We start from the raw sequence: 17122 nt of genomic DNA on the forward strand, positions 1-17122 counted from the left end.
AGCACGGTATTATAGACAGGCAATCCAGACGGGTATAGGCTGCCCGCCTATTGCCGAACCCACAGCCAATTCTCCGCTGTCTTATGGAGTTTACATTGCCATCACTGTTGGATATCTGTATTTGCACCTGCAAACGACCGAACCAGCTGCGCGGTGCGTTGCAGAGTCTCGCCGTACTCCAGCTGCCACCAGATGCCGCAGTTACTGTGACGGTAGTGGATAATGATCCCGATGGCAGGGAAGGGGCGCAGCTGGTCGAATCCCTTGCGGATAGGTTTCCACTGCCGATCCTCTGTGTTCTGGAAGAGCGCCGGGGTATTCCCTATGCGCGCAACCGCTGCATCCGCGAGGCACAGCGCAAAGGTGCGGATTACCTGGTCTTTATTGATGATGACGAATGGGTGGCGCGGGACTGGTTAATCCGATTGTTTGGCTACGCACAGGCCATTGGCGGGCACTCGGTGGTCAGCGGCAGCGTGGTGAGGCAGTTGCCAGACTCGGTGCCCGAGTTCTATTCCGGATTTTTTTCCCGCAAGCGACGCGAAACCGGCGATCGGCTTAACTATTGTGCCACCAACAATGTCCTTGTCCCTATGCAGGCGATCCGTGCCCTTGGCCTGCGCTTTGATGAACGGGATCCATTCGGGGGTGGGGAGGATGTGTTGTTCTTTACCGAATACAGTGCCAGGGGGGGAGAGATTGTCCACTGTGTGGAGGCCAGGGTGTATGAGGCTGTGCCTGAGTGCCGCGCCAATATGCGCTGGCTGTCCCGGCGCAAATATTCAGCGGGGATCACCCTGGCCAAGCAGAAGCGCGCCTCCGGTCGCAGTCGCTTCAGTATTTTGATGTCGGCGGTTTTTCAGTTCCTGATGGCCGGTGTGAGCTGCGCACTGGGACTGGTCCTGGGGGGGCGGCGCCTGGGCTCGCGGCCCTGGTTGCGCTTGTGCCGCTCTGTCGGTATGGCGTGCGGTGTGTTTGGGGCGCGTTCGGATTTTTACCGTATCGTCGATTGCTGAGCACGTATTACCTAAGAATCCTCGGTGATTGCTGCGTGTAAAATGGGGGCCTGGATGCCTGCACCGGGCTGCGGATACTGATTGTTTGATAACACCTGTTCATGTTGACGCTCTACTCCTGGTTTTTCCGCATCGCGCTACCGTTTGTTCTTTTTCGTCTCTGGTGGCGGGGCCGCCGTCAGCCGGCGTACCGCGAGCGGTTGCGGGAGCGTTTGGGGCAGGTGCCCGGGCGCCTCAGCCACGCACCCCTGATATGGGTGCACGCCGTTTCCGTGGGGGAAACCCTCGCGGCAATGCCAGTGATAGACAGGCTCGCCGCGCGCCACCCCGAGTGGCAGTGGCTGGTGACGACGAGTACACCCACGGGCTCTGAACGGGTGCGCGAGGCACTGCGCCCTGTTCTGGGCGGACGCCTGCTGCACTATTATCTCCCCTACGACCTGCCCGAATACCTTTTCCGGTTTCTAAAAGCCCTGCGCCCCAGTCTGTTGGTGATTGTTGAAACCGAGCTGTGGCCCAACCTGTTGCATCTTTGCCGGAAACAGAAGATTCCCACCCTGCTCGCCAATGCTCGCTTGAGTGAAAAATCTGCACGCGGTTATGGGAGGCTTCCCGGATTTGCCCGCGCCATGCTTTGTGATATTGAACGGGTAGTGGCTCAGTACCCTGCGGATGCGGAGCGCTTTCTCTCATTGGGTTTGCCTGCAGAGCGGATTGTAGCCGGCGGAAATATTAAGTTTGACCTGGATATTGACCTGGGCCTGATGAGTGAGGCCCAGGTGCTATCGCACCAGTGGCGCGGCTTTTCCAATCGCAAGGTGTGGCTCGCGGCCAGCACCCACGACGGCGAAGATGGCATTATCCTGGATGCTTTTTCAATACTGAAACGGGCATTTGCGGATTTGCTGCTGGTTCTGGTGCCCCGCCACCCCCAGCGTTTTAGTAGCGTCGCACAGCTGTGCCGGGCGCGCGGTTTGCGGGTTGTCAGGCGCAGTGAAGGCAGTGCACCGGTGGCGCGGGATCAGGTTTTGCTGGGCGATACGATGGGGGAGTTGCTGCGTTTTTATGGCGCCTGTGATGTGGCCTTTGTCGGCGGCAGCCTGGTGCCTGTGGGTGGGCACAATATGATCGAACCCGCGGCCTGGGGTGTGCCTGTGGTCTGTGGCCCGTTTTTGCACAATTTTACCACGGTCGCCCAACTGCTGGTGGATGCCGGTGGCATGGCGATCGCCGGGAATGCCGAATCCCTGGCGCGACAGTTGCGCGCCTGGCTGGAAAGCGATACCCGCCGCAAAGGGGCCGGTCAACGGGCCAGGGGGGTGGCGGAGGCCAACAAAGGTGCTTTACAGCGCCTGTTGGATGAGATCGAGGGCTTGGCCGCCGGTCTGGAAGGCCGGTGAGCGGGTTTGGGTCCGCTCACCGGTGAGAGATTATCTGGTGGAGGCCGGCGGTCGGGTGGGGTTGGGTTCGGCAACCCGGGGCACAGTGCGCGCGGGGTTCAGCATGGCGTCCAGATCCTGCAGGTCCTTGGGAGACAGCAGCCCGGCAACCTGCTTGAGGTTCAGGGTGTTGAGAATATAGTCGTAAAGCGCATTGGCATAGTCGGTCTGGGACTGGAACAGGGTGCGTTGGGCCAGCAGGACATCGACAATATTGCGGGTGCCCACCTCGTAGCCGGCCTGGGTGGCGTCCAGGGCGCTCTTGGCGGACACCACCGCCTGCTCGCGGGCCGAGACCCGGGAAACGTCGGTGACTACCGCGCGGTGCAGGGTGCGGGTGGTCTGGATGGTATTGCGCTCAGTCAGGTTGCGCAGGTCCTGGGCCTGGAAGGACAGGTTGCGGGCCTGGCGGCGATTGGCGCTGAGACGACCGCCGGTATAGATCGGGATATCCAGGGTGATCGCTGCAGTGGAGTCTCGATTATCTACCCCTTGAGGGAATCTTGTGACTTGAGTTTGACCACCTTCCTCACTGAATCTTTGGAGTATCTCACCATCTGAGGTGAATTTGTTATAGGACAGCGATCCGGTGAGTGTAGGCAGGTGTTCACTGGCTGCGGAACGGGCACTGTAACGGGCCGCCTCCGCATTGAGCCGTGCCGCCTTGAGATCGAAGTTGTTGGCCAGGGCAAAGTCCACCCAGTCGGCGCGCGCTGCCGGTACCGGCGCCGCCACCTGGAATCCGGCATTCAATGGCGCCACCGCGTCGTGGTAGCCGCCGGTCAGTACCGACAGGGCATCAAAATCACTGAGCAGGTCGTCCTGGGCGGTGAGGCGGCGTGCGACCGAGCTGTCATAGGCGGCCTGGGAGTCGTAGACATCCGTAATCGCGGTCAGGCCCACCTCAAAGCGCTGCTGGGTCTGCTCCAGCTGCTTGGCCAGGGCCTGTTCCTCGGCGATGGCCGCTTCCAGCACATCGTAGGCGCGCAGCACATCGAAATAGGCCGTGGCCACACGGATCATCATGCCCTGCTGGTTGGCGCTGAACTCCGCGGTGGCTTGCTCGGTCTGCTTTTTGCCCTGCTGGTAATCGAACCAGGCGGGAGCGTTAAAGATTGCTTGGGACAAAGTCGCATTGTAGGTTCTGTTTTGAGTGGTTCCGGTAGTTCTCCGAAAGAAATTCAATATTCCAACCTGTTGATTATTTGTTACTTCAGGCGTGGCGCTATTCGTGGTGTTGTCCGAGTGAACCCTTGCAGCCTGAACAGAGGCATTGAGCTGCGGCAACAATGCTGCACGAAATTGATTCTTGGCCTCAATCCCCGCATGGTAGCCGGCGCGGTCCGCGGCGAGCTGCTGGTCATTGTCCAGGGCCTGGGTATAGATATCCCACAGGGTGTCGGCCTGGGCCTGGAGGGTGCCGAGGCCCAGCAGGGCGGCGGCGAGCAGTGTCTTCAGTGGTCGCAATGGGCGCCCCTGTGGCGTTGGGCGGTGACTTCTTTTCATGTGTTTCAACTTCCTGTGGCGGGTGCAGTCTTCAAGCGTCTACAGGGTCTTCCAGGTCTTCTGGGCGGCAGCCGAGTTTTGGGTACCCGGTAGGTCCCTTTGGCTCGGCGGTGCTGCCAGTCCCCGATCTACTGTCGCGAGAGTTTACCCGCGGCCAGCCCGACCGTCGAGGCGGTGCTTTCGGCTTTTGTCAATATCCTCGTTAAACCGACAAGACTGTGCGTTTACCGGTCAGGGCGTGGCAATAGCGCGGCAGTATGGAACGGGTCCGAGGGCCTATATTTCAATAGACGTGCCATCCAAGTTTTTGGATGCGGCGAAGATGTACTGAATTAGGCAGAGGTCCTCGCACATGGAACCGGTGCGCAGCGTAGAGCCGATATTCTGGCAGCGTGCCTGTCACGAATGTGATCTGTTGTTGAGCGGGCATCTGGCACCGCCCGGCCGGGCGCTGATTTGCCCGCGCTGCCACTGCACCTTGCAACGGGGTACCATTCGGGGGATTTACCCCACCATCGCGCTCAGCCTGACCGGGCTGCTATTGTTTGTACCCTCTGCCAGTCTGCCGCTGCTGACATTCTCTTTATTTTCCCTTGGGGCCGAAAACACATTGCTGAACGGGGTCCAGGCCCTGTACCAGGGCGGGTTTATATGGCTCGCGGCACTGGTGCTGTTTTGCAGTGTGCTGGCGCCAGTGGGAAAGTTTTTGCTGCTGTTGTTTCTTTGTTGCGGCAGTGCCTGGGAGCTTTTGGACCGCCCGGTTGCCCATACGGTGCGCTGGTATCAGCTGATCAAAGACTGGGGCATGCTCGACGTCTATATGCTGGGCCTGTTGGTGGCGCTGGTGAAACTGCAGGATCTGGGCAAACTGGAGGTGGAGCCGGGACTCTATTGCTTTGGTGCCATGATGCTGGTGGCCAATCTGGCCTCCCTCAGTTTTGACCAGAACGCCATCTGGCAGCGCCTGGCACAGCGCCGCGCGGCCCGGAGTGCAAGAAGATGAGTGTGCCGTACAAGGCGTTCAAGCAGGGGCTGACCAGTTGCCTGTGCTGTCACCAGCTGATTATTGTACCGACCACCGGCCGCTGTCGCTGCCCCCGCTGCGGCGCGCGGGTCTATGCGCGCATCGACGGCAGCCTGATGCTCACCTGGGCATTGACGATCACCGGGGCACTGCTGTTGCTGCCGGCAAATATACTGCCGGTTATGACTGTGACCTATCTCGGTGCCGGCGAGCCCAACACCATTATCAGCGGCGTCACGCAGCTGTATAACACGGGCATGTGGGGTATTGCGCTGATTGTATTTGCCGCCAGTATCGCGGTGCCGGTGATGAAATTACTGGGTCTGACCCTGCTCCTGGTGCAAATACAGTTGCGTATCCCCTTTGACCCGCTGCAGGCCATGAAAATCTACCGGGTGGTATCGGGCATAGGGCGCTGGTCTCTGCTGGACCTGTTTATCCTCTCGATATTGGTGGCCCTGGTGGATATGGGGTTTGTTGCCCAGGTAGACGCCGGCCCTGGCAGCACCGCGTTTGCCGCAGTGGTGGTTATCACCATGACCGCGGCGCGGACTTTTGACCCCCGTCTGATCTGGGATGCCTGCGATGGGGACCGGGGTCACACGACGGTAGTGCCCGAAACGGCGCACAGGAGCGGCGCTGAAAATGGCTGATAAGCTGCCCCCGCCCAATAATGCTGCAGACGCACGCCAAAATGGCGGCGCCCAGCAGGGGCTTGTGCGCAGCGACAGGGGGTTGCCTCTGGTCTGGATCTTACCGCTGATAGCCGGGCTGATTGCGGTCTGGCTGCTCTACCAGGATGTGGCCGAGGGGGATGTGCGGGCCACTATTCTTTTTCTCTCCGGCGATGGCCTGGTGAAAGGTAAAACGGTGGTGAAATACTCCGGCGTGGATATTGGTATTGTGCAGGAGGTACGCCTGGTGCCGAATGCCGAGGCGCTCAATGGTGCCGACGGTGTTATGGCGGAGGTCAGTCTCAACCGCAGTGCGGAATATCTGCTCGTGGAAGGGACGGAATTCTGGGTGGTCAAGCCGGAGCTGTCTATTACCGGCATCAGCGGCCTGGAGACCCTGCTCTCGGGTAACTACATTGCGGTCGAATCCGGAAGTGGCAAGCGCAAGCGCAGCTTTGTGGCACTGGATCGACCGCCGGCCTTTATCCGTGGCAATGGCCTGCGCGTAGTGCTCAAATCCCGTCGCCTGGGGTCGCTCAGCCGAGGCTCGCCGGTGTATTTTCGCCAGTTGCGGGTAGGACAGGTGGCGGATTACCGCCTGGACAGGGACGGCTCGGAAGTCAGTATAGAATTGTTTATCCGGCGCGAATACGCCGACCTGGTACACCGGGGCAGCCGGTTCTGGAACAGCTCCGGTATTTCCATCGAGGGGGGCATCAGCGGTATCAATGTCACCCTCGAATCCCTCGCCGCCCTGTTTGCCGGAGGGGTCAGTTTTTATACCCCGGAGTCCCAGCGCCAGTCTCCCCTGGCGGTGAACGGTACAGAATTCAAGCTGTATAAAAATTTTACCGCGGCGGATGCGGGGATTGCGGTCACTCTGAATTTTAATCGCGGTGTCGGTGTGACGCCTGGCAATACCAAAGTCTATTACCAGGGCATCCGGGTTGGTGAGGTCAGCAATGCAAAAGCCAATAAGCGCATGAACGGGATGGAGGTCAAGGTGCTGATGGACCCGGCGACGGATGATTTGCTGAGCGAAAATACCCGCTTTTGGCTGGCACCGCCCACATTCGACCTCAGCGGCGGCCTGAATAGCCTGATCAAGGGCAATCGCATCGAGGTGGACTTGCGCCGTGGGCAGCGTTCCCAGCGTATTTTTTCCGCCCGCGCCTCGGCACCACCCAGGGATCTCCGCACCCCCGGGCTGCATTTGCGCCTCACTGCGCGAAATCCCGGCTCTCTACAGCGCGGTGCCCCGGTCTATTTTCGACGCATTGAAGTCGGCAAGGTCCAGGGCATGGAGTTGCGCGGGAATGGGGAGGGGGTGGAGGTTTATGCGGTGATTGCGCCGCGCTACGCGCACCTGGTGAAGCAGGGGACGCGCTTTTGGAATATCAGTGGCCTGCGCGCCAGTGCCAGCTTGAGTAAAGGGGTTGAACTGGAGGCGGACTCCCTGATGTCGATGTTGCGCGGCGGGGTGGCCTTCGGCATCCGGCGCGAGGATCATGAAAAGGGCGTGCCGGCGCAAAATGGCGATCAGTTCCCCCTGTACCGCAGTCGTGAGGCGGCACTGGAAGAGGGGATTGAAATTGATATCACGCTGCCCAGCGCGGAGGGGTTAAAGCCGGGGGCGCCACTGCGTTATAAAGGGGTTCAGGTGGGAGAAATCACCCGCTTGTACCTGGGGGGAAACCTGGAAGAAGTGCGCGTGCGTGCCAAACTGTACCATCGTGGTGAACATCTTGCCCGTGCCGGTACGCGCTTCTGGGTGGTGTCGCCGCAAATTGGACTCGGCAAAGTCGCGCATTTGGAAACGCTGGTTACCGGTCGCTACCTGGCCCTGGAGCCGGGTACGGGACCGCCACAGACACAATTTTATGCGCAACTGGAAGCACCGCGCGCCGATCTCGCCGATACTATGCGCCGACCGGGGCTCACCGTTATATTGGATGCCGCCAGGCGCGGTTCCCTTGTGGCAGGCAGTCCCGTGTATTACCGTCAGGTCCCGGTGGGGGAGGTCACGGGTTTTGCCCTGGGCGAGCAGGCGGATCGGGTTTATATCTATGTGTATATTGAATCGCACTATCGTCCCCTGGTACGCGAGCACACAGTATTTTGGAACGCCAGTGGCGTTGAAGTAAATTTTGGCCTCAGAAGTGGCCTCAATGTTGACACCGAATCCGCCCAGGCCCTATGGCAGGGTGGGATTGCCTTCGCCACACCGGAGCCGCCCTTTATGGGGTTTGAGGTGGAATCCGGCAGCCATTACCCACTGTACCCGCGGGCCGAGCCAGAATGGCACCTCTGGAGTCCCAAGATAACCTTGTACGATACCGCCGAGCCGGAAAAATAACTAGGAACGCTAAGGAGTATTTATGCGCCATATAATCACAGGTTTATTTTCGCTGTTCTTACTGCTCGGGTGCCAGGAAATGCAGGTGGAGCACGCCAATACAGGAGCGCAGCCAGTGGCTTTCTCCACGTATAAATGGGGCGTGTCACCACTGAGTGAGGTGCCTGACGTCTCGGCGCAGTTGGTGGAGCTGGACGAGGAGATGCGCGATACGGTGGCGGCGCAAATGGAGCAGCGCGGTTACCGCCGGGTGGATGGGGAGCAGGATGCGGATATGGTGGTGGATTATCAGGTTGCCCTGGTGGACGAGTTTTTTTCCGGGGATACCAGAGATCCCAGTTGGGACAAGCAATTCGACAGCAATGCACCCCAGGACGTTGTGGAGTTGCCGCCGCTCACGGATGCACCGCTGGTGGTGATGAGCGTGGGCATTGGCCCCCCGGGCGGCGTCGTGATCTGGGGGGGGCGTGCCAGCGAAATATTGACGCGCCCGGATAGCGTTGAGCAACGCCAGCGTTTGATCAGCAAGGGGGTGAGCGAGCTGCTGCGGGACCTGCCGCCAGCTTATCAGTAACCCACGGCCCTGCCTCTCTTGCAAAGAGTTGATGCGCGTCGCGAATGCTTCTAAAACAGGCGTGTGAACTCAACGCCGTGGATGGGCCGATTGTGATGACGGAAAACAAGCGCCGCCGTGCCCAGCGGTAACTTTTTAGCGTTGCCCATGCCCCCGCCGCATCAGTTTGTCGTAGAGTTCGATATAGGCTGCCGCAATAGACTGCTTGGAATAGCCCTTTGCATACACTGCCGAGGCGTTCTCAATCAGGCTTTGACGCAGATCCGGGTTATCCAGTATGGATTTGATCGCCCTGGCGAGGGCATCGGCATTGTCGATGGGGGTGAGCAGTCCGCTTTTGCCATCGGTGATGACTTCGCCGGGCCCCTGGGACCGGGTGGCCACGATCGGGCAGCGGTGTGCCCAGGACTCCATAACGATAGAGCCTAAGCCTTCATGTCGCGACGGACACACAAACAGATCGGCGGTGCGCATTAAACGGGTGACATCCGTGCGCCAGCCCAGGAAGCGTACCCGCGCTTCCAGGCCGAGCTTGTGGCACAGGGCTTTGAGTTTTTTTTCCTCGGGACCGATGCCGGCGAGCCACAGGGTGGCAGTGGGGGTTTGTGTGAGCGCATGCAGCAGGACATCAAAGCCCTTGTTGATATGCAGGCGCCCTGCGGCGAGGATCAGGGGTTTGTCTACCGGTGTGTTGAAACTGTTGCGGGGCAGCGGTTTGACCGGGGTTTCATCGGCGAAATTGGGGATATGAAAAATACGATCTTCGGGAATGCCGCCGTTGATCATATGCTGGCAGATGCCCTTGCTGATCCCGATCCAGTAATCCGCATGGCGATAGTACTTCAGGTTGTAGTAGTGGCCGAGCCGGCTGACCAACAGGTAGCTTTTTGCATGGGGTGTAATGATGGTGGCCCGCCCCATCCAGGTCATAACAATATCCGGCTGCCAGTGCGCAAGTGCCTCGCGATAAATCCGCCTGCCGAGAAAATCCAGCTTGCCGCCAAATTTAAACCCCTCGGTTTTAACGCCGTTATTGCGCAGTGCCTGTACGCGGTGGTCATGGTTGCGAATAAAGGCCTTTTGCGTAATTTCATCGCGCAGATTGAGCCCGCTTGCCAGGCGTACAAAAAAATTTTCTGCACCACCGTGCTCGGCACCGGCGAGGACCTGTGCCACTCGAATTGGCTTTTTACTCATAATTCCAACGTAATCTGTGTGTTTGGTCTAACGGCCCGCTATTTCAGCGCGCCGTCGAGGGTGATATCGCGGGCCCAGACATAATTATGACTAAAGGGCTGCAGGCTTGTGGCTTCGACGATATATTGCGCGTAGAGCCTGGAATTCATCTCGCTGTGGAAAAAGGCTCTGGCGCGCGCCGCCCAGGCCCGGCGCCTGGCGTCGTCATTGTGGAACCTGCGAATCTTCTCCAGCAGGTCCTGTTCCGCGGAGAAATAGACCACGCTCTCCGGCGGCAACAGTTCGTCAAAGTGCAATTTGTCACTGGTGAATGGCAGTATGCCGTTGCCCGCCAGCTGTGCCATGCGCGCGGACGAATACCAGTAGTGGGTATCCTGGCGGTTAAGGTTCAGCCCCATTTTTGTTTGCGACAGTGCGCGATCATACGCCCGGCCCCAAACCGGCGGCTCGCCAAAGCTGCCGTAGGTTTTAAAATTCAGGGAATCCCCCAGGGCATCCCTGAGCTTTTTTACCAACTGCAGGCGCTGGGTGAATTGGTTACTGTTACTGCAAAACAGCAGGTCGATGGGCAGGTCTGTGCGCTCGGCATTATTCAGGGTTTCGATCGAAGCCTCGACCGGGTTGGGCATATGATAGATACGCGCGCCAATACCCTCGAATATGTTCAGTGCCCGGCGCCCGGTGGAGACAAAAACCGCATCGGCCACCTCGGCGCGATACTTGATGCGCTCCACATTGCTGGGCACAAATAACGGATCGTTGTTACAGTGCGCAATCAGGCACCCGGGCTGTTGTTTCTTGATGGCCTTCAGGGTGTCGTTGTCAATCATATCGCAATGGCCGGCGATCACCAGGTCGGGCTCAAATGCCTCAACGGTTTCCAACAGGCGTCGCCTGGCTCTGCGCACACCCAGGTCGCGGATGCCGAGGGGCGCTTCGAACGCGGCCACATCCCGGTCGCTGAATACCTGCGTATTGTGGTCGTTTTTGATCAGGCCTAAAGTCAGCTTCTGTGCCCAGCTGACCCGGGTCCTGCCATAGCGTCGCAGCTGCTGGTAGGCAATATTGAGCACTCTCATGGCGGTGCACTCTCTAACAACTCGGGGAGACAGTGAATATGGCCGCTACATCCAGGGGTTTCGCGGTGGGCGCAGAGTATAGCAGCTCGTTCGGGACTATATAGCCCAGCGCCGCTGCGGCGTACAGCATCGGGATCGTATAAAAAGGAAGGCCGGTAATGCAAAGAAAAATCAGTCAAGACCCGTTGGCTCCGGAATTTTCTTCGGAGTCCGTGCAAGTGGTTTCCAGGAAAACCGTTTTCAAAGGCTTTTTTACCATGTTGCGCCTGCGACTGCGCCACCGCCTGTTCCGCGGTGGCTGGAGCCACATCTTTGAGCGGGAGCTGTTTGTACGCGGCCCCGCTGTGGGTGTGTTGCTCTATGACCCCGAGCGGGACCAGGTGGCACTGACCGAGCAATTCCGCATTGGCGCACTAGCGCGCGCGGCGGGGCCCTGGTGCCTGGAAGTGGTGGCCGGCATGGTGGAGGAGGGTGAGGATCTTCAGGAAGTGGCGCGGCGCGAGGTACAGGAAGAGGCGGGATTGCAGGTACAGGAGTTGCACTTTATCCACAGTTATATGCCCAGCCCAGGCGGCAGCTCGGAGCGCTTGCATCTTTATTGCGCCCTGGTGGGTTTGAGTGGGGCAGAGGGGTACTTTGGCCTGGAGCAAGAAAATGAGGATATCCGCTTGCGGGTGTTTCAGGCGGACCGCTTATACAAGGCCATGGCGGGAGACTTTGGTCCCGGGGAGAATCCCGTGGACAATGCGGCCACAATCATTTGCCTGCAGTGGCTGGCATTACATCGGGACCAATTGACGGGGCGATGACGTCTGCCTGATCGGTCATGCAGGATTGCGCCCCTTTTACCAGTGCAAAGGGTAAACTGAGATCTGAATCACGGCGGCGATAGAATCGGAGTGTTGATAATGACTCTATTGGGCAAGGCAGAGGCGCGGCAGCGCAAACAGGCAAGATTGTCATCAAAAGGCAACGGAAGGGCAGTGTATAAGGTTGACCTGCCGTCTTATCATGCGGATTGTGATGCTAACTACCTGCGCCTGATCAGGTTGCTGCCCGGGCTACCAGAGCGGGTGCTCTGGCGCTATCAGTTGCCCGCCGGCACCCTGATATTGAGCGTCGCGGCGCACTCCAGGTACACAACGGAAGTGTCTCTTGGCGCGGAGGTAAGCCCCGGAGCGTGCCGCTGGCTGGAATCGCCGGATTTAACCGTGCGTCTCTACCACGATGCGCGCATGGCGGAGGTGATAACAGCCAATGGCTGCGAGCCGCTGGGTGGTAAAGGCCCTGATGCCATTTATCCAAATCCCCGTATGCAGCGGGCAGATGAGAGGCCGCAAACCAACCGTTTTCTCGCTGAGTGGTTGGACTACTGTCTCGCAAATGCCAGCGCGGAATTTGACTTGGTGCTGGATGGCCGAAGATTTTGATTCTGCAGTAGAACACATGGATGTGTACACAAGGTGAGTAAGTGATTCGCGAGCATAATAAGCCGCCCCCCGGGGGGGTGGCATCACACCGTCTGATCCAGATTACAGATCCACATATCGGCAGCAGGCCGGATTACCAGTTGCTGGGTCTGGATACCAGTCATTCACTCAATGAGGTATTGTCCGCCGTGATGGCCACACAGTCACGCGCAGAGGCCCTGGTTGTCACTGGAGATATCAGCGCCAACGGTTCCGAGGCGTCCTACTGCCGTTTTTTGCAAAAAATCCGTGCTGTTCCCATGCCCTGGTACTGGCTTCCCGGTAACCACGACGCTGGCAAACGCATGAAGCGGTTGGCGCCAAGTCGCAGCACTGAGCAGATCGCATTGGGCAACTGGCGGCTGTTGTTTCTGGATACCAGTGTGGAGGGTCAGATTTGCGGTGGCCTGAGCGAAATGCAATTGGAGCGCCTGCAATTTTTATTGTGGAAAAATCGCGGCTATCCGGTTGTGATCTTGATGCATCACCAACCGGTTCCCGTGGGTAGTAACTGGATCGATGGCCATATGCTGAGGGAGGGATGTGAACAATTTTTGCGCGTGGTGGATGAGGCTGCCCAGGTAAAAGCCATCGCTTGGGGCCATGTACATCAGCAGTTCGACGGTAGCCGCGGACAGATCGGCCTGCACGCAACGCCTTCCACTTCGGTGCAGTTCACACCCGGAAGCGGACCCTTCGCAGTGGATGACCAATTGCCGGGCTATCGCTGGTTTGAACTGCGCGACGATGGCACTTACACCACGGGGGTGGAGCGTGTGGCCATCTCCAAATATTTTGTGGATCTCGCTTCTTCTGGTTATTGATTGGAATCAACCTGGCGGGACAAACCAGCGGCCTGGTTTGTACCTTCCCCCTTGCCGGCGCTGAAAGAAAAAACCCTTCTTAACTTACTTGCCTCTATCTTTCCACGCCGGCCATCGTACAATGGAATTGCCCTGTTGAAAGCTTGGCTCTGTGCAATGGTACAGGGAGTGACCGGTGAAAGCCTGTACCTGTGTGTGCCGGCAGAGCGGGTTAAAAACCGGTACTGGTGTTTTTCTTTCAGTGACTGCAGGTTTTGTGCAAGGGCGCTCATCTCCGGATAGATTCCATCGTAAAGATAGGAGTGTAAGCATGTACAGAGTATTTTTATGGTCACTGCTGAGCACCGCATGGCTGCTCTCGGCCTGCATCCAGCAATCCACTCCGCAAAGTGACACCGTCGCATCGGCAGGTGAATCGGCTCAGGCGGGTAGCGACGGCCTGGAACCGCGCACCAGCCACTTAGATGCTGTGTCAGCAGCTTTTGCCCTGGATCTCAGTGGTGCCAAAGTTTATGTTGCGCCCGTACAAATTGACTACACGAAACGGTTTTCCACACTGCCGCGCAGTCATTACCGGGAAAAGGACTACGAACTTGATACAGGCGACATGCAGCGTTTGAATACATTGCTGGCGAAGACCTTTGCCGAAAAATTTCTCAGTGCGCGCAATGGCGAACTGGTGCCGGACCAGGCGGAGGCCGATTATACCCTGGCCCTGTCTCTGGATAACTTCTCCCTGGCGGCACCGCTGGAGCCGTCTCCCTGGACATGGCGGGTCTATACGGAACAGAGCGCCTACGGGGTATTGGTGGGCACCCTGTTTGACCGCGAGGGCCATGTGGTGATGCGCTTTCGAGACCGCCGGGATATCGGTGAAAACCCCGGCTCCCTGAGGCCCGGCGGGCGCCTGGAGCGCTTCACCAGTATCACCTTCTGGTCCGATATGCGTGTGGATATGCGCCGTGCCTTCGCCAGCCTGGATAAATCCCTGCTGTAGCCGGCTCAGTATTGACGCGGGGTGGAGAGGTGCGCGGGTTTTGCCTCCACCGATCCCCTGGGACGCTATAATCGCCGTCTATGCAAACACAAGATTCCCGCGCAAGGCCCCTGCTTATTTATCTGCACGGCTTTCTGTCGTCACCCCAGTCTTTCAAGTGTCAATTGATGCGCGAATGGCTCACAGCGAATAATCCACACATCGTCTTCTGTGCGCCGCAAGTCCTCCCCTATCCGGCGATCGCCCAGCAGTCACTGGTCGGTTTGCTGGAGGGCTTTTTGCGGTCTGCCAACTGTGGCCCCGTTGGGCTGCTGGGCAGTTCCATGGGGGGGTTCTGGTGCACCTACCTTGGTGAGCGCTTACACTTGCCTGCAGTGCTTATCAATCCGGCGGTGCGACCCTCCCGCTTTATGCCAGCCTATGTGGGGCGGGTATTGCGCCCCTACAGCGGCGGGACGCAGGAGTATCGCCTGACCGAGGCAGATGTTGATACTATGGGCCGATTGGAAGCTGAGCTTGCCCAGCCACTGCACAGCCGCTATTGGTTGTTGTCCCAGCGCGGCGATGAGACACTGGATTACCGCGATGCCGAGAATTTTTATCGGAGCCAGCGCCAGACGGTCGAGGAAGGTGGTGACCACGGCTTTCAGGGCTTCGCACGTTATTGCGCTCCCATCGTCGAATTTCTATTTAACCAGCAGTAAAAAATCAAACAGTTATGGCCAATTATTCCGCCGAAGATATCGAGGTACTCACGGGGCTGGACCCGGTGCGCAAACGACCGGGCATGTACACCGACACGGCACGCCCCAACCACCTGGCCCAGGAAGTCATCGACAACAGTGTCGATGAGGCCCTCGCCGGGCACGCAAAAAAAATCGAAGTGGTATTGCACAAGGACCAGTCGCTGACAGTGAGTGATAACGGTCGCGGCATGCCTGTGGATATCCACCCGGAACAGGGCCGCCCCGGTGTGGAGGTAATCCTTTCCACCCTGCACGCCGGGGGCAAGTTTTCCAATAAAAACTACCAGTTCTCCGGTGGCCTGCATGGCGTGGGCGTGTCGGTGGTCAACGCGCTGTCGAAAGTACTGGAAGTCACCATTCAGCGCGGTGGCAAGGTACACCGTATTGGCTTTAAAGACGGGGAAAAGGCCTCCGATCTGGAAGTGATAGGTGACTGCCCCAAACGTACCACGGGCACCAGCGTACGTTTTTTGCCCGACCCAAAGTATTTTGACTCCGCCAAATTTTCGGTACCGCGTCTGCGCCACCTGTTGCGCGCCAAAGCGGTCCTCTGCCCCGGCCTTACAGTAACGTTTAACAACGAACAGCACGGTGAGTCTGACGAATGGTGCTATGAGGATGGTCTCAAGGATTATCTCGCCGCAGCCAACCAGGGGTGGGAATTGTTGCCGGCAGAGCCCTTTGTGGGCAGCTTTGTTGCCACCGCGGAGGCTGTGGACTGGGCGGTGCAATGGTTGCCGGAAGGTGGCGAGATCACGGCCGAATCCTATGTCAACCTGATTCCCACCGCCCAGGGCGGAACCCATGTCAATGGCCTGCGCGCGGGGTTGCTGGATGCCATGCGTGAATACTGTGAAATCCGCAACCTGTTGCCCCGTGGTATTAAACTGGGGCCGGAGGATATCTGGGGCCAGTGTTCCTACGTACTCTCCGCCAAACTCGCCGATCCGCAGTTTACCGGTCAGACCAAGGAGCGCCTGTCCTCCCGCGAAGCCACAGCCTTTATTTCCGGTGTGGCCAAGGATGCCTTTAGCCTGTGGCTGAACCAGCACACGGAAGAGGGGGATAAACTCGCCGAACTGTGTATCGGCAATGCGCAAAAGCGCATGCGTTCGGCCAAAAAGGTTGCGCGCAAAAAAGTGACCCAGGGCCCTGCGCTACCTGGCAAACTGGCAGACTGCGCCAGCGCGGATACCTCCCGCTCGGAACTCTTTCTGGTGGAGGGGGACTCCGCTGGCGGCTCCGCCAAGCAGGCGCGGGACCGGGAATTCCAGGCCATCATGCCTTTGCGCGGTAAAATTCTCAATACCTGGGAAGTGGATTCCAGCGAGATCCTCGCCAGCCAGGAAGTGCATGATATTGCCGTGGCCCTGGGTGTTGATCCCGGCAGCGGTAACATGGAAGGTTTGCGTTACAATAAAATTTGCATCCTCGCCGACGCCGATTCAGACGGACTGCATATTGCCACTTTGCTGTGCGCACTGTTCCTGCGGCACTTTCGACCACTGGTAGCCAATGGCCACGTCTATGTGGCCATGCCGCCCCTGTTTCGTATCGATATTGGCAAGGATGTCTACTATGCCCTGGATGAATCGGAAAAGCAGGGCATCCTCGATCGTATCAGCGCGGAAAAGAAAAAAGGCAAGATCCAGGTTACCCGCTTTAAAGGCCTGGGGGAAATGAACCCCCTGCAACTGCGTGAGACCACCATGGACCCCAATACCCGCCGTCTGGTGCAGCTGTATATCGATGCCGGTGATGACAGTAATCAACTGCTGGATATGCTCCTGGCCAAAAAGCGGGCGGGAGATCGCAAGCAGTGGTTGGAGAGTAAAGGGAATCTTGCGGAGGTTGGTTGATTTTGTAAATTGCATAAAGTTGACCCATTTGCATTGCAAACGCCGCGTTTATAAACCCGCGACGCTTACCGCATAACAGGGACGGTGTATAACCCTGTTGCAAACGCTATTCCCGGCATGGCGGTATCGTCACGGATTCTACCAAGTCGGAAGGAAAGAATACCCCTCTCCCAGGACACGCTGTGAATACATCCTTGTACGCTCGTAATCGACATCCCTAGTGCAGTGTATTAAATTGACCGCTGATATATAATCTTGAGCGCTCTCCCTACAAACAGGAGTTAGTCAGATGCCCGCTCAGGTCAAAATTACACTGTCAGATAAAGATAGAAAGCAGCTGGAAAAATACGTAAAAAGCCGCA

At 58.2% G+C, this 17122-nt stretch carries 15 protein-coding genes; 12 read left to right on the top strand and 3 right to left on the bottom strand.

The window, feature by feature from the left end:
• The first annotated feature begins 95 nt into the window (after positions 1 to 95).
• Together ACL7TT_RS10970 and waaA are read left to right on the top strand one after the other, a co-directional pair.
• Complete coding sequence (locus ACL7TT_RS10970; RefSeq protein ID WP_413395393.1) at positions 96 to 1016, top strand: glycosyltransferase family 2 protein; 921 nt, start codon at positions 96 to 98, stop codon at positions 1014 to 1016.
• 101 nt (positions 1017 to 1117) lie between these two features.
• Positions 1118 to 2416, top strand: coding sequence for a lipid IV(A) 3-deoxy-D-manno-octulosonic acid transferase (gene waaA / locus ACL7TT_RS10975; protein WP_413395394.1), 1299 nt, complete (start codon positions 1118 to 1120; stop codon positions 2414 to 2416).
• A gap of 30 nt (positions 2417 to 2446) precedes the next feature.
• Here the strand turns inward: waaA and ACL7TT_RS10980 are convergent, their stop codons facing one another.
• On the bottom strand, positions 2447 to 3961 hold the full coding sequence (locus ACL7TT_RS10980) for a TolC family outer membrane protein (RefSeq protein WP_413395396.1): 1515 nt from the start codon (positions 3959 to 3961) through the stop codon (positions 2447 to 2449).
• A 352-nt stretch (positions 3962 to 4313) separates the two neighbouring features.
• Between ACL7TT_RS10980 and ACL7TT_RS10985 the strand changes: the two genes are divergently transcribed.
• Genes ACL7TT_RS10985 through ACL7TT_RS11000 form a run of 4 tightly spaced genes read left to right on the top strand, consistent with a single transcriptional unit; the run spans position 4314 to position 8589 of the window.
• Complete coding sequence (locus ACL7TT_RS10985; protein WP_413395398.1) at positions 4314 to 4964, top strand: paraquat-inducible protein A; 651 nt, start codon at positions 4314 to 4316, stop codon at positions 4962 to 4964.
• On the top strand, positions 4961 to 5638 hold the full coding sequence (locus ACL7TT_RS10990; RefSeq protein WP_413395399.1) for a paraquat-inducible protein A: 678 nt from the start codon (positions 4961 to 4963) through the stop codon (positions 5636 to 5638). The genes ACL7TT_RS10985 and ACL7TT_RS10990 overlap by 4 nt, the downstream gene beginning before the upstream one ends.
• Entirely contained in the window at positions 5631 to 8015 is a 2385-nt protein-coding gene (locus ACL7TT_RS10995; RefSeq protein ID WP_413395401.1) for a PqiB family protein, read from the top strand. The genes ACL7TT_RS10990 and ACL7TT_RS10995 overlap by 8 nt, the downstream gene beginning before the upstream one ends.
• A gap of 22 nt (positions 8016 to 8037) precedes the next feature.
• Entirely contained in the window at positions 8038 to 8589 is a 552-nt protein-coding gene (locus tag ACL7TT_RS11000; RefSeq protein ID WP_299944253.1) for a DUF4136 domain-containing protein, read from the top strand.
• A 135-nt stretch (positions 8590 to 8724) separates the two neighbouring features.
• On the opposite strand, the gene ACL7TT_RS11005 is transcribed toward ACL7TT_RS11000, so the two are convergent.
• Positions 8725 to 9786, bottom strand: coding sequence for a glycosyltransferase (locus ACL7TT_RS11005; RefSeq protein ID WP_413395403.1), 1062 nt, complete (start codon positions 9784 to 9786; stop codon positions 8725 to 8727).
• Positions 9787 to 9824: 38 nt separating this feature from the next.
• Entirely contained in the window at positions 9825 to 10865 is a 1041-nt protein-coding gene (locus tag ACL7TT_RS11010; RefSeq protein WP_299944246.1) for a glycosyltransferase family protein, read from the bottom strand.
• Positions 10866 to 11023: 158 nt separating this feature from the next.
• Between ACL7TT_RS11010 and ACL7TT_RS11015 the strand changes: the two genes are divergently transcribed.
• The 6 genes from ACL7TT_RS11015 (at position 11024) to parE (ending at position 16760) form a co-directional block, all read left to right on the top strand.
• The gene (locus ACL7TT_RS11015) at positions 11024 to 11674 is read left to right on the top strand and encodes an NUDIX domain-containing protein (protein ID WP_413395405.1); all 651 of its coding nucleotides are present in this window, start codon (positions 11024 to 11026) and stop codon (positions 11672 to 11674) included.
• Positions 11675 to 11773: 99 nt separating this feature from the next.
• The gene (locus tag ACL7TT_RS11020) at positions 11774 to 12295 is read left to right on the top strand and encodes a DUF1249 domain-containing protein (RefSeq protein ID WP_413395407.1); all 522 of its coding nucleotides are present in this window, start codon (positions 11774 to 11776) and stop codon (positions 12293 to 12295) included.
• Positions 12296 to 12336: 41 nt separating this feature from the next.
• Positions 12337 to 13158 carry a phosphodiesterase gene (locus tag ACL7TT_RS11025; RefSeq protein ID WP_413395409.1) on the top strand — a complete coding sequence of 274 codons (822 nt, stop codon included), beginning with the start codon at positions 12337 to 12339 and terminating at the stop codon, positions 13156 to 13158.
• A 310-nt stretch (positions 13159 to 13468) separates the two neighbouring features.
• Complete coding sequence (locus tag ACL7TT_RS11030; RefSeq protein WP_413395411.1) at positions 13469 to 14155, top strand: hypothetical protein; 687 nt, start codon at positions 13469 to 13471, stop codon at positions 14153 to 14155.
• A gap of 80 nt (positions 14156 to 14235) precedes the next feature.
• On the top strand, positions 14236 to 14859 hold the full coding sequence (locus ACL7TT_RS11035) for a YqiA/YcfP family alpha/beta fold hydrolase (RefSeq protein ID WP_413395413.1): 624 nt from the start codon (positions 14236 to 14238) through the stop codon (positions 14857 to 14859).
• 14 nt (positions 14860 to 14873) lie between these two features.
• Positions 14874 to 16760, top strand: coding sequence for a DNA topoisomerase IV subunit B (gene parE / locus ACL7TT_RS11040; protein ID WP_413395415.1), 1887 nt, complete (start codon positions 14874 to 14876; stop codon positions 16758 to 16760).
• The last annotated feature ends 362 nt before the right edge of the window (positions 16761 to 17122 follow it).

The sequence above is a fragment of the Microbulbifer jejuensis genome (assembly GCF_047289955.1).
GTDB lineage: Bacteria > Pseudomonadota > Gammaproteobacteria > Pseudomonadales > Cellvibrionaceae > Microbulbifer.